The 13,008-nt window shown below is 47.5% G+C and carries 14 protein-coding genes; 6 read left to right on the forward strand and 8 right to left on the reverse strand.

The features are described 5' to 3' along the window. Positions 1-394 precede the first annotated feature (394 nt). Entirely contained in the window at positions 395-550 is a 156-nt protein-coding gene (locus MHH93_RS17925; RefSeq protein ID WP_017691624.1) for a hypothetical protein, read from the reverse strand. A 225-nt stretch (positions 551-775) separates the two neighbouring features. Between MHH93_RS17925 and MHH93_RS17930 the strand changes: the two genes are divergently transcribed. Together MHH93_RS17930 and MHH93_RS17935 are read left to right on the forward strand one after the other, a co-directional pair. Further along, positions 776-1,447: an FHA domain-containing protein gene (locus MHH93_RS17930; protein ID WP_500055106.1), complete on the forward strand. Its 672-nt coding sequence runs from the start codon at positions 776-778 to the stop codon at positions 1,445-1,447. 26 nt (positions 1,448-1,473) lie between these two features. Beyond that, entirely contained in the window at positions 1,474-2,052 is a 579-nt protein-coding gene (locus MHH93_RS17935; protein WP_500055108.1) for a class I SAM-dependent methyltransferase, read from the forward strand. 162 nt (positions 2,053-2,214) lie between these two features. On the opposite strand, the gene MHH93_RS17940 is transcribed toward MHH93_RS17935, so the two are convergent. The 3 genes from MHH93_RS17940 to MHH93_RS17950 are packed head-to-tail and all read right to left on the reverse strand — an operon-like array spanning position 2,215 to position 6,051. Then, complete coding sequence (locus MHH93_RS17940; RefSeq protein ID WP_500055109.1) at positions 2,215-4,527, reverse strand: carbohydrate-binding domain-containing protein; 2,313 nt, start codon at positions 4,525-4,527, stop codon at positions 2,215-2,217. A gap of 26 nt (positions 4,528-4,553) precedes the next feature. Continuing rightward, positions 4,554-5,234 (reverse strand): DUF4956 domain-containing protein, encoded by a 681-nt coding sequence (locus MHH93_RS17945; protein ID WP_091012463.1) that lies wholly within the window; start codon positions 5,232-5,234, stop codon positions 4,554-4,556. Continuing rightward, positions 5,227-6,051: a polyphosphate polymerase domain-containing protein gene (locus tag MHH93_RS17950; RefSeq protein ID WP_500055110.1), complete on the reverse strand. Its 825-nt coding sequence runs from the start codon at positions 6,049-6,051 to the stop codon at positions 5,227-5,229. The genes MHH93_RS17945 and MHH93_RS17950 overlap by 8 nt, the downstream gene beginning before the upstream one ends. A 444-nt stretch (positions 6,052-6,495) precedes the next feature. Here MHH93_RS17950 and MHH93_RS17955 point away from each other — a divergent pair, with 444 nt between their 5' ends. The 3 genes from MHH93_RS17955 (at position 6,496) to MHH93_RS17965 (ending at position 9,046) form a co-directional block, all read left to right on the forward strand. Beyond that, a complete protein-coding gene (locus MHH93_RS17955) occupies positions 6,496-7,173 on the forward strand; it encodes a response regulator transcription factor (RefSeq protein WP_150365220.1) in 678 nt (225 codons plus the stop codon). After that, on the forward strand, positions 7,173-8,531 hold the full coding sequence (locus MHH93_RS17960; protein ID WP_500055111.1) for a sensor histidine kinase: 1,359 nt from the start codon (positions 7,173-7,175) through the stop codon (positions 8,529-8,531). The genes MHH93_RS17955 and MHH93_RS17960 overlap by 1 nt, the downstream gene beginning before the upstream one ends. A 203-nt stretch (positions 8,532-8,734) precedes the next feature. Continuing rightward, positions 8,735-9,046, forward strand: a complete 312-nt coding sequence (locus tag MHH93_RS17965; protein WP_500055112.1) for a hypothetical protein — start codon at positions 8,735-8,737, stop codon at positions 9,044-9,046. A gap of 333 nt (positions 9,047-9,379) precedes the next feature. Here the strand turns inward: MHH93_RS17965 and MHH93_RS17970 are convergent, their stop codons facing one another. Next, entirely contained in the window at positions 9,380-10,147 is a 768-nt protein-coding gene (locus tag MHH93_RS17970) for an SDR family NAD(P)-dependent oxidoreductase (protein ID WP_500055113.1), read from the reverse strand. 195 nt (positions 10,148-10,342) lie between these two features. On the opposite strand from MHH93_RS17970, the gene MHH93_RS17975 reads away from it, so the two are divergent. Beyond that, positions 10,343-10,981 (forward strand): TetR/AcrR family transcriptional regulator, encoded by a 639-nt coding sequence (locus MHH93_RS17975; protein ID WP_500055114.1) that lies wholly within the window; start codon positions 10,343-10,345, stop codon positions 10,979-10,981. 9 nt (positions 10,982-10,990) lie between these two features. Here MHH93_RS17975 and cobA read toward each other — a convergent pair whose 3' ends face one another. The 3 genes from cobA to nirD are packed head-to-tail and all read right to left on the reverse strand — an operon-like array spanning position 10,991 to position 12,997. Further along, positions 10,991-11,761, reverse strand: coding sequence for a uroporphyrinogen-III C-methyltransferase (gene cobA / locus MHH93_RS17980; protein WP_500055115.1), 771 nt, complete (start codon positions 11,759-11,761; stop codon positions 10,991-10,993). Then, positions 11,758-12,642: a formate/nitrite transporter family protein gene (locus tag MHH93_RS17985; RefSeq protein ID WP_440391063.1), complete on the reverse strand. Its 885-nt coding sequence runs from the start codon at positions 12,640-12,642 to the stop codon at positions 11,758-11,760. The genes cobA and MHH93_RS17985 overlap by 4 nt, the downstream gene beginning before the upstream one ends. 37 nt (positions 12,643-12,679) lie before the next feature. Further along, on the reverse strand, positions 12,680-12,997 hold the full coding sequence (gene nirD, locus MHH93_RS17990) for a nitrite reductase small subunit NirD (RefSeq protein WP_440391064.1): 318 nt from the start codon (positions 12,995-12,997) through the stop codon (positions 12,680-12,682). Positions 12,998-13,008: the final 11 nt, after the last annotated feature.

Raw genomic sequence — 13,008 nt, forward strand, 5'->3', positions numbered from 1 at the left:
TACGATGATATGGGGAGGGGATCTTGAAATGGGATTCGACATGAAGATCATGCTATGGCAGCTGTTATGGCTTGCGGGCCCTGTAGCTCTTATCATATATGCGTGGAGGAAATTCGGCGCGAGAAAGAAACGACATTGACGTGCGTGTCGGTGAGATAGTGGGAATCTGCTGTCCACCTCACTTCGCTATGGGAAATAACCCGTTACCTCTGTTGTTCAACGGATAGACGATCTTTCGTGTAATATAGATTTTTTATATTAAAATGAGGCTCCGGGCTGCTGTGACCAGCAATCTGGGGCCTTATTGATCTGTTTTAATTTGGATTCAATGCGATAGCCTAATATGACATTCGTGAAACGTTTTGCGCGGAGATCACGTTATAATAGAGTAGACTCAGGGCTGGATCTTCATTTGTAACCATGAGGTTTCGGCAGCTGATGTGCCTTTCAGTGATTCTCCGCCATCATCGTTCATACGGGAGAGCACGGTTAATGTCATGGACAAGGCGAAGGCGAGTAGCACGTATATGAAAATGTTTTTTTTATTCATTAGAAGGTACCTCTCTTGTTGAATGAGCTATAGTAGATATCCGGCTGTCATGAGAAAAAAAGCACAACGTCTGGTATAGTAGAGTGAGTAGAAGCAAATATAAATCGTTCCTGAATATCACTATATTGAACTATAGCGGTGCAAACAATGGAACAAATCTGATGAATTTATCATTATTGTTAACGAGATGTATATAGAGATCGAGTTTGAAGGTGGGAGAATAACATGCGGGAGACGGCAAAAATCGTCATTCGTACGCCAGGGCAGGAAAGTGACGGCTCGTTCGCTTATGTAAGCCAGGGTCGCTCCATTACGGTTGGACGTTATACAGGCGGTAATGAATTGGACTTGTCTGTCTATAATCAGATGATATCGAAGCGGCATTGTCGCATTCATTATGATGTACAGCAGCAGTTATGGATTGAGGATCTGGATAGCAAAAATGGAACCGAACTAAACGGGCAGCGCCTCGTTCCCTATGAGAAATACCCGTTCGGCGAAGGAGACAGCCTGACGCTCGTCAACGGTTTGATCCAGCTTCGCGCTGAAGGGGATCTTGGAGAGACAAGGGAATATCGGGTTTCGGATCTGTTGGGTGAGGGTGTACGTTTGCAGGATCACTTGCAGACTGTGCAGATTGGTGAAGTGGAGATTCCGCTGTCCAAGAAGGAATATCAGCTGTTCAAGCTGCTGTACAGCGAACTTGACCACTTTGTGACAAGGGAACAGATTGTGGCTCAGGTGTGGCCGGAGCGGAGCATGCTGGAGAGTGAAGCGGTAGGGATCGACGAGATTAACTCGCTGATCTATCGGACGAATCGCAAGCTTGGTGTACACTTTACCATCAAGTCCGTATATAAAAAGGGTGTATATATGAAGTCTCATGTGCCGGAATGAATGAGTCATAACAAAGGGATGAGTTCATGTTCATCATTTACCTGATTCCATGGCTGATTGCCGTGGTGATATTGATAGGTGTCATATCCATCGTACTTGTTAGTTGGAAAAACGGGATTTCCCCGATGCCCACATCCGGCCGCGTCAGGCAGGTGGTCATTCAAGAGGTGAACCGGATACCCGGGTACGGCGATGTGCTTGAAGCAGGTTCTGGATGGGGTACACTGGGACTGGATGTTGTAAGGCATTGCCCTGGTAAGAGGCTGACTGGAATTGAGAATTCGAGAATTCCCTTATGGTCTTCCCAATTAATTGCGTATCTCAGTGTTCGCTTACGTCGAGCCAAGGGAAAGAAGCACTCTCTCAAGGGCAGACTGAGGTTCATGCACGGGGATATCTACACCGGTTCCTATGAACATGCGGATTGTGTAATCTGTTATCTGTACCCTGGAGCCATGACCCGGCTTCTGGACAAGTTCAGTCGAGAGCTTCCGCCGGGCGCCAAGGTGATTAGTGTCTGTTTTGCACTACCGGGTAAAGAACCCCTACGTACCATTACATGCCGGGATGCCCTGCGTACCAAGGTGTATGTCTACACGTTCTGAGAAAAGGAGTACATCGACTTCCCCCTTAAGCAGAGTGCTGTAATTCTGGTTCCAGAATAATAACGAAAGAAAGCTCCGAACTCACATAACGTGAATTCGGAGCCTTTTTTGTTTCGCCTGCGCCTGAGAAGCGAGTTATGCTCTATGGCTCAGGACATGATATTATTTTGTCGAATCTGTAGTACCTGTAGAGCTTGTGCTGTCGGATGTTGTACCGGATTGGGATCTGTTTCTGCCGCCTCCGAAGCCGCCTTGTCGACCGCCTCCGCCAGGACCGCCCATACCTGTATTGGCTGTCGTTACACCAGATTCATTTACCCAAGTCACATTACTGGTCGATTCGAATGCAACCACTTGAGTTCCGCCACTATAGGTACCGTCTGTGTAGAGTCCATCCACCGCTTTACCTGTAGACGTACCACCGGAGTAGATCACATAAGAGCCATCTTTTTTCAGATCCGGGGAGCTGACAACCACAGTCTGATAATCTTTTGCCGGAGCAAAGGTCAAGATGTTATTGCCTTCGCTGTCTTGTACATGGACAAGTGTTCCAGCTTTTTGCGTTTCAGGGAACGTCATTACAATGGTATTTTGCGTAGACGCATCGGATGTACCTTGTGCCATACCAGAGCTTCCGGCAGCTACGAGGTATCCTCCGCTGATTTCAAATGTACCGTCATAATCCAATGCTCCGTTACCGTTATCCGTTGGTCCGTTCACAATAACCGTACCACCAGTCATATTAATGGAACCATTGGAATCCAGTCCGTCACCACCTGCGTTCACGGTAAGTGTACCGCCGTTAATGTGGAACTCGTTATTACTCGCTGCTCCCATTCCGCCCGGTCCACGTCCTTGCTGAGTAGCATCTGTACCTTGGGATGTCTGATCGGTAGTCGATGTTGTGCCTGTCGTTTCAGTTACAGAGATGTTGGATGTCGTAGCAGCATCCGTTGCTGTAGTAGTGCTATCTGTACTTGCCGCTGTGTTCGCATCTGTTTCCGTCTCGCCACCTGCAGCATTGACGCCATCATCGGATGCTGTTACATCCACATCCCCATCGTTCAGGGTGATGATTGCTCCTTCAAGTCCTTCATAGCTCTTCGCAATCGTGATGGTGCCACCGTTAATCGTCAGTTCCTGATCGGCATGAATGCCGTCATCACCGGATTCAATGCTGAATGTTCCGTCATTGACTGTCACGTTATTGTTGCTGTGCAGGGAGTCATCCATAGAATCAATGGTATACGTACCGCCATTCACCGTAAGGTCTGTACCTGCTTTGAGCGCTTTGGCACTTGTGGACTCGGTTGCTGTTGCAGCAGTGTCCGCATCGGCATTGGTATCGGTATTTGTTGTTGCTGTTGTGTTGGCAGAGCTGGATGTTGCGCTGTTTGTATTAGCACCTGCATTGGTACCAGTGTTATTAGGCATCTCTGGCATATCTGCAGGAGGTTCGCCATCTGGTGGTGTGCCCATATCGGTTGGAGGTGTTCCGCCACCCCATCCGCCGCCACCGCCACCAAATGGACCTTCTTCGACTTTGGCTGGAGCATTGGCGCTACCGCCAGCAGTCACAATGTTGTATGTGCCGCCATCCGTAACGAGTGCGGTTTCGGCTTGAATACCGTCGTTACCACTTTGAATATCGAAGGTACCTCCTGCGATGGCAACGAAACCTTTGGTGGTGTCCGTGTCATTGGTGGATTTGATGCCGTCACCTTCGGCTTCAATAGTAATCGTACCCGCTTGAATAGCGACCATGTCTTTACCTTTGATGCCGTCATCGGCTGCTTTGACAATGATGTTCCCGCTGATGATCTTCAGATCATCCTTGCTCGTGATCCCTTCATTATAGTTACCTGTGACGGTCAATTGACCTGCACCGTTGAATGTAAGATCTGCTTTGCTGAAGATTGCAGCATCCGGCTCGTCTGTTGTAGCGTCGGCGTACACATATGTTTTACCATCGGAAACGGTATTCTTGGTTCCTTTTTCGAGTGTAATCACCGCTTTACCGGCTTTCTGAATATAGATCGCGGCACTGTCATTATCATGGATCGTAGCTCCGTTTAATACGAGATGTACGGTGCCCTTATCGGCAACGTTAACCACAATCTGCCCATCCGTTAGCTCACCGCTAAGTACATAAGTACCCGCTTCAGTAATTGTTACTGAGCCATTGGCTGCTTTGGCGCCCGAACCGGTTACCGTTGCTGTGGTGCCATTCAACTTAATTGTTGTGGAATCTGCCTCGCTCCAGCTAATGTTGGTATCGTCAGCATCCAGAGAGACCAGATCTGCGTATTTTACTGAAGTCTGCTCGCTGACAGATACCGTTTTGGTTGTTCCTGTCGTTGAGGTTGCGGCATTGGCGGTTGTGCTTGTGGTTGCTGGTGAACTGCATGCGGCGAGTAGACTGGTAATCATGGCGATGGACCAAAGTTTGCTGCCTGTTATCATGTTTTTCTTCATATAGATCGTTCCCTTCGAATTAAGAATTAATATTCCGTTGTTGGACTCATGGTTAACGAGATATCCAGGTTGCCGTTCCGTGTACGGATCGCATCGAGGAATTCCTTTTGGCTAACACTTTCGTGAATGGTTACACTGTAGACCAGCTCATACAGACTGCCGAGTTCGGTGGTTCTGATTTTTTTCAGATCAAAAGGTACGTTGAAAGTATGGAATACTTCATTAAGTGCTTCTTCATAGCTCAAGTTCTCGGGAATGGTGACTTTCAGCGTTTTCAGCTGACTCTTCTTGCCGCCGAAGTTGAAGCGACTCAGAACAAACATCAGTACACACAAGATAATGGTGAACAGCACCGCATATCCAAAAGCGCCTACACCGCAGGCAAGACCGGAAGCCATCGTGAACAATACATATGCAATATCCTTTGGATCACCAGGTGCACTACGGAAACGAATGATCGAGAAGGCACCTGCCAAGCTGAATGCTCGGGCGATATTGCTTCCAATGAGCAGAATGATGATGGCGACAATGACGGGCAGGACGACCATCGTTAGGGTGAAGCTCTGAGAATAGGTGGCTTGGTTGGTCTTCATGTACGTGAGGCTGATGATTAATCCCAGAATGATGGCAAGACCAATGGTGATGACTGCGTTGTTAAACGTCAGGTTGGTATCGGTTAGGGCGGAACTGAATAGTGAATCAAGCATATAAGACACGCTCTCTTTCTATTATCGTTTTATCTTGTTCTTGTTCTATGGATGGGTTGAAGTCAGTACCTGGAACAAGAATGCGCTCCGTCTGGTAATTCAGGTTGGTTGTTCTCACCAGATGTCTGAATTCGTTGCCGTATTTGGAGAATCCGGTGCGGTAGAGACCATGCTCACAGAGCAGCTGCGACAGCCACAGCGGAACCGTTTTCTCGGCTTTTACTTCCATCAGCCACCTTCCGTCCTTCACGAGCGGTTCACCGTAATCTCCCTGTTCCAGCTTCAGATCGTATCTGCGGCTGCGAATGTTGGTGTCAAAGGTAATGCGGAGATCCCGGCTGTTCTTGTCAAAGAGTGCTTTGCGTTCATACGCCAGATACACTTTCGGTTCAAGATCGTAGAGGCGAAGGAAGTATTTGATCTCTTCCACAACCTGTTTGTTCATATAGTCTGCCAGCTCCGGTGCCTGTCCTGAACGAACGAATTCGTAAGCTTCATCCAGCTTCAAGGCGGTTCTGCGCTTGTTCACCAGGCCGAAGACTTTCTTTTTGATCTCCAGATATACTTTGGCATTTTCTTCAGGTACTCCATACGCCCGCAGTCTCAGTTTCTCCTTGTATTTTGGTTTGGAGAGACTGGCGCGGATCAGTGAATCCTGTGGAGTGTCGAAGTACAGGTTACTGATGGAGTAGTACTCATGTTTTTTGTTGTAGGCATCCAGCTCCATGTATTTCAGCAAGTCATTGTAGAAATGGGCGTACTGTTCATCCGTCAGGAGGTATTTGCTCTCATATCGGTTGAATACTTCAATTGCCATGTGGGATTCAGTCCTTTCGTTGGTGGGTTGTATGTGTTGTTGCATCGTGTATTGCTTCCATGTCTGTATCTTAGAGGGCCAACCTTGAATGAATCTTAAATGGTTTTACATTGCGTTAACATTTTTTTACCTTCCTATAATATAAAAATTGAACTAAACATTTACACGAGAACGGAGAGGACAGAAATAACCTGAAAAAGCGGAGCGTTCGCCTTTATCCCTGGATTTTCACCTCTCAAAAGGGAATCAAAAAATCTGGGGATAACAGCGATTGGAAGGTTAATCTGTCATCGTAGTGGCAAGTGTAAATATTCTTTTGTTCAGTTTATATAGTTGCTGTCCCAAAAAAATATTAAGATTGATTCAAGGTTTAATTGATAGAATAGGTGATACCATAAAGAGTTTAATGAAGACGAATAATTCAAGCAGAGGAATGAATAGATGATGAGAATATTAATTGCGGAAGATGAGGTTCATTTGGCAGAGGCAGTATCTCAGATTTTGAAAAAGAACAACTACTCCGTGGACATGGTCCACGACGGCAGATCAGGACTCGATTATGCGCAGAGCGGCATCTACGACCTGTTACTACTCGACATCATGATGCCGGAGATGGACGGGATCACCGTCCTGAAGAAACTCCGCAGTGAAGGGAATCATACGCCAGTTATTCTGCTTACGGCCAAAGGTGAACTATCGGACAAAGTCACAGGCCTCGATTATGGTGCCGATGATTATATCGCCAAGCCCTTCGCCACAGAAGAATTGCTGGCCCGGATTCGTGCAGCCTTAAGGCGGAAGGGCGAAGTGGTTCCGGAGGACGGACTGAAATTTGGCGACATGGAACTGAACACAACTCAGTTGAAGCTGAGCGTACAGGGGAAGGAGATCAAGTTGAATCTGAAGGAGAATGAACTGCTGGAGCTGTTGATTGCCCGCAAACAGGCGATTACCTCCAAAGAGCAGATTATTGAGAAGTTGTGGGGATTCGATTCGGAAGTGGAGTATAACAATGTGGAGGTGTACATCTCATTTTTACGCAAAAAATTAACCTTTCTGAACTCGGCTGTTCGCATTAATACGATTCGGGGTGTGGGGTATGTGCTTGAGGTGACGTCCTGATGTTCAAGAAACTCCGGAATCGATTCCTGATCGTGAATCTGGTGTCCATCTCCATTATGATGCTGGTGGCATTTGCGACGATCTATACGATTACGTATCAGAATGTGCAACGGGAGACGAATATGGAGTTGTACAAGGTGTCTGATTTCTACCACAGTCCTTATAATTCATCCAAGATGCCACGCGGAGAAGGTGGGGGAATGGGGACGGGCTCTGAATCAGGTTCTGGTACAGGTGCCTCAGGTTCCGGTTCAGATTCGCAACCTTCCAATGCCATGGGTGGTGATAATGGAGGACCGGGAGGTGACCCCAACTCACCACCTGCACGTTCCGTTTCGTTCATGATCAAGACGGATAGCCAGTGGCAAATCATGGATACCCATTCCCGTTTTGATATGGAAGAAACCTTCTTCACCGAGGCCCTGCAAAAAGTGGATCGGGATAAAGTTGGTGATTCGGAACGGCAGACGGGACAATTTGCGCTGGATGGAACAGACTGGGCCTATGTGGTTGATCCGAGCGGTGACGGGCACATGATCGTATTCATTGATGTGACGGCACAACAGGGCATTCTGACCAATCTGATCTATACGTTTGCTGTTGTTGGACTGGTCATGCTGATTGTGATCTACTTCCTGAGCCGTTATTTTGCGAATCGCTCCATTGCACCGGTTAGAGAAGCATTTGAGAAACAAAAACAATTCATCGGTGATGCTTCACATGAGCTGAAGACACCTCTGGCGATCATTAATACCAATGCTGACGTGTTACTGGGGAATCAGGAGGATACCATAGCGAACCAGGCGAAGTGGCTTCACTATATCAAGTCGGAAACCGAGCGCATGACTGGACTTACGAATGATCTGCTCTATCTGACACAGATGGACGACTCGCGCTCGACGATGATTCATGCGAAGTTTAATATGAGTGATGCGGTAGAGAGTATTATTTTGCCAATGGAAGCCGTTATTTTTGAGAAAAACATCTCCCTTGATTACAACATTGAGCCGAATCTTACGGTTCATGGGAACAGTGAGCAGATCAAACAGGTCATTCTGATCCTGCTCGATAATGCGGTGAAGTATTCCGGTCCAAAAGGGGCCGTAAACGTTACGCTACAGAAACAGAATAATGATGTCATGCTGGCCGTGTCTAACACAGGGGAAGGTATTGCACCGGAACATCTGGATCGGATCTTTGATCGATTCTATCGTACGGATTCGTCCAGAGCCCGCACACATGGTGGACATGGTCTGGGATTGGCGATTGCTCGGTCCATTGTGGATCAGCACAAAGGAGAGATTTACGCCCGAAGTGTGGTCGGAGAGGGCGCTACATTTTACGTACGGTTGTCGTAGAGTTGGAGTGATGCGCTGGCGTAGAGTTGAACTCCCAACTCGCTATGATGCATTAACGTCTTATTTTCACCTAGATGAGAATAAAGTATTTTACCTGCGTTGCGGTTTCCCTACACTAACCCTCGCTGCCGCTCTATAATCATTCGTTAGGCATAAGTTCTGCCTGTAATGGGTTAACCTATGCTACAATGGCAACAGTATGTATGAATCAAGGAGATGAACTGAACGTGGCAGAAGCAAACGCAATTAATGAACAAGAAATGATGCAGTATATTGCAGATAAAATGAAGGCAAGCCAGGCGAACATCGCCCTTGTACTGAAGCATGAGCAAGCGTACATCAACAAGGCGCATGAAAATGCCAAAGGTAACGATGTGGATATTGACGGCGATGATCTGGCTGACTACATCCTTAGTCGCAAAGATGTGAAGCTGGATGAGTTGACCGTGGAAAGCATTTTGGATGCTGAGATGGACTACTTGATGGACAAGGGTCACGCGGGGTACGTCGATTAAATTCAGCGTAAGCAAAGTTTAATGAACCTGACACGCCTTATTCGGGTATTTCTCGCTCGATTGGAGATTCGTTAGTTCGGGAAATAAGCTCTATTAGCTGATATAAGGTGTCCTAGGTTCGTTTGAGTGATCACAATGTGCAACGAGGCGTTAATGGCTGTTTCAAAAGTAACATTTTATATGTGCAGCCTTTAGCATGCTAAGTCTAAGTATCGTACTGTGAAAAAGACCTCAACTCCACAATACTGTGGTGTTGAGGCCTTTTTTAGATTGTAGTGACCAGGCATCCCTTGGGGGATACTTGTCGGTATAACTCCTACAGTTTACAGCTTCTTATTGACCCATCATACCGCCATCTACAGTGTAGAGGGAAGCTGTTACATAGGATGCTTCTTCGGACAACAGGAAGTTCATTACCGCAGCAACTTCTTCCGGTTCACCGTAACGGCCCATTGGAATGCTGGATACGGTTGCTGATTGATAATCTTCCACATTACCGGAATTTGCTTCGATCTGGCGCATCATGCGTGTGTTGATTGTGCCTGGCAATACAGCGTTAACCCGAATATTATAAGGTGCCAATTCATTTGCGGCGGTACGCGTGAGACCAACTACGGCATGTTTGGACATAATATATGGAGATACAGCAGGTGCACCCATCAGACCCGCAAGGGAAGAGGTATTGAGAATCGCACCGGATTTTTGTTTTTTCATCACAGGAATGACATTTTGCAGACCCAGGAATACTCCACGAATGTTGACGTTATAGACCGTATCCAGTGCTTCAACACTTAGGTCTTCGATCAGCCCTGTTGGACCTTCAATCCCGGCATTGTTGGCAAAATAATCGATTCGGCCAAACGCATCCAATGCTTTTTGCACATAGTTTTTCACGTCGGCTTCTTGAGATACGTTCGCTTTTACGGCGATGACGTGCTCTTTGTCGATGTTCAGATCAGCAATTGTCTGTTGGATGGCTTCTTCATTCAGGTCGACCAGAACCAGATTGATTTTACGCTCAGCGAGGCGGCGTGCCAATTCTTTACCAATGCCTCCGGCTGCTCCTGTAATAACGGCTGTATGTGTATACGATGTACTCATGATATACTCGCTCCTTATTCATTATTGGCAGGTATTTCTCAAAAAAAGTTTCAACCTGTCGTCTATCTTTCCTGTCTCAATGTTAAGATATACATAGCCATGTGACAATAATCATTGACAGCGCATATGTCAGCTATCGGACAGTGATGTAAGCGGTGTTCATTTAGTTTACAATAATGAACAAAGGAGGCGAGAATGTTGATTATTGAACATCCTCAGGACCGGAGAGCACGAAGAACGCAGGATGCCATCATCGCTGCGGCGGTTTCTTTGATATTGGAGAAGGGAGCGGATGCCCTCACCATCCGGGATATTACGGAGCGGGCGGATTATAACCGCGGAACCTTCTATTTACATTTTCCCGGCAAACCGGAGTTGTTGCAGTTCATACTGGATGATTTCATGCAGGGAGTAGGACAAGCTTATGCAGCACCATACGCACAGCTTAAAGAAGTGGATATGACTGCATTGCTGCCATCCACGATGCCTGTATTCGAATATATTGAAGCCCATCAGGATATCTTCCGTGCATTAATCACGATGCATTCCGATATGAATTCCCGGCTGTGCAATATGTTTAGAACGTATCTAACCAAGGATTTTGTATTGGTGACCGAAGATAGCGAGCATACGATTAATTACGACATCATGTTAAGTTATCTGGTATCTGCTACGGTTGGCGTGATCATGCATTGGGCGGAAATTGGCTTTAAGTATTCTGCGCATTATATGGGAGAGCAGCTTACGGCACTGATCAACATCAAACCGACCCGTCTGCTGATTGAACCAGGACAGAAGGGTCGGACGATTCACGAGCGTATGCTGTTGGATTAAAGTGAACGCTTATCCGGTCATGGAGGCGCTCACGGCCTGTTGCATCTGAAGCAGCTGTTCGCGAATCAGGACTGACTCTCCAATCAGAATTAGTGCCGGATTATTCACTTGATGTGACAGGGCGAGTGAATGAAGTTCGGCAAGTGTGCCGGTAATAATCCGTTCATCCGAGGTGGTTCCCCGTTCGATCAAAGCTGCAGGGGTGTGTCCACTTTTCCCATGGTGAAGCAATTCATGTTGGATCTGGGGGAGTTGGCTAATGCCCATATAGATGACCAGTGTATCCACGCTATGGGCGAGCAGGTCCCAGCGAACGGATGAAACATTTCCATCACTGCCGGTTCCCGTGACACATGCGAAAGATGAAGAAATTCCGCGATGAGTTAATGGAATAAGGGTGGAGGCGGATGCACCTACAGCCGAAGTGATGCCGGGAATGATCTCAAATGCAATCCCTGCTTCCGCCAGTACAAGCGCTTCTTCACCACCGCGACCAAAGATAAACGGATCGCCGCCCTTGAGTCGTACGACTTGTTTACCTTCTGCTGCGTGTGCAGCCAGCATTCGTCCAATCATCTCCTGACTCATGGAGTGAAGGCCTGGCGCCTTGCCGCAGTAGATGCGGAGTGCTCCTTCACGAGCCTCAGCGAGCAATTGATCATTCACAAGCCGATCGTACATAATGACATCTGCGGATTGAATACGTTTCAGGGCTCTTACCGTAATCAGATCCGGGTCGCCAGGACCTGCGCCAACAATACTGACCAGGCCCCGGCTCATGATCGTGTCCCCATCTTCGGTGCAACATCGGAACTTGCCAATCCTGAACGACCACCCTGAATGGTTGCCAGTTTGGAGGATGTGAGCTTTATCGGATTTCCCCAATGATGGGCAGCATATAGACCAAGGCCTGTAAATACAGCTCCGCCAATGAGGTTACCCACCAACACCGGGATCTGGTTCCACAGCCACCAGTCAGCGAGACTGACCTGTGCACCAAGCATCATGCCTGCCGGAATGACAAACATGTTCACCACAGCGTGTTCAAAACCTTGGGCGAAAAATATCGTAATGGGCAGCCACATCGCTACGATTTTGCCCAGGGTAGACGTGGATGTCATCGCCATCACTGCCCCGAGTGTGACCATCCAGTTACATAGAATGGCCTTGATGATCACCAGTACAATGCCAGCTCCGCCCAAGTGTTGATATCCCAATGTTTTGGCTTCACTGGTCTGGATCAGCGTTTGAATTAGAGGGTTGCTCATATCCGTACCCATCTTGGTAATGGTCATGCCGTATAACAGAACATAGAATGCACATCCAAGCAGATGACCTGTGATCACCCAGAAATAATTACGGAGCATATCCATCCATGTGATTCTGCGTTTCATCATTGCGAGTGGAAGCATCGCAAAGTTTCCTGTCACCAATTCAAGGCCCAGCAGAATAATAATGACGAACCCCGCGGGGAATATCAGTGCACCTGCCAAACCAACGGAAGTTTGAGATACAGCGGTATATGCCATTGTGGTAGCAAAAGCAAGAATAGCCCCTGCCAGAAAACCGCGAATCAGCATCTGTACCCGATTCATTCTGGCTTTGCTCTCACCAGCTTCGACCATCGATTGCAGCACTTCTGCAGGTTTAACAAAATCCATCGCGCACGCCTCCTTGATGTCAGGGTATCTCTAGCCTTTAACCTGCAATTGTGATGTAGATTTCTCCACTGTGGCCGTCCACTTCGGTTTTGTAGGTATTCAAGCAGCCTTCGTCAGGCTCATGTACCTTGCCGTTGCGCAGATCAATCTTCCAATCATGCAAGGGACAATGAACGGCTGTTCCGCATACCATGCCCTCCGAAAGCTTGCCGCCCTTGTGAGGGCAGCGATTCTCGACGGCGTGCAGACTGCCGTCGCTCAGTTTGAATACTGCAATTTCGGTATCCTGTACCAGGAAGGTCCGTGCTCCCTTTTCATCAATATCCGCAACGTGTCCAATCCGGAATTTGTTCATCGCTGTTCCTC

It is taken from the genome of Priestia sp. FSL H7-0729, from assembly GCF_038005685.1.
Classification (GTDB): Bacteria; Bacillota; Bacilli; order Paenibacillales; family Paenibacillaceae; genus Paenibacillus.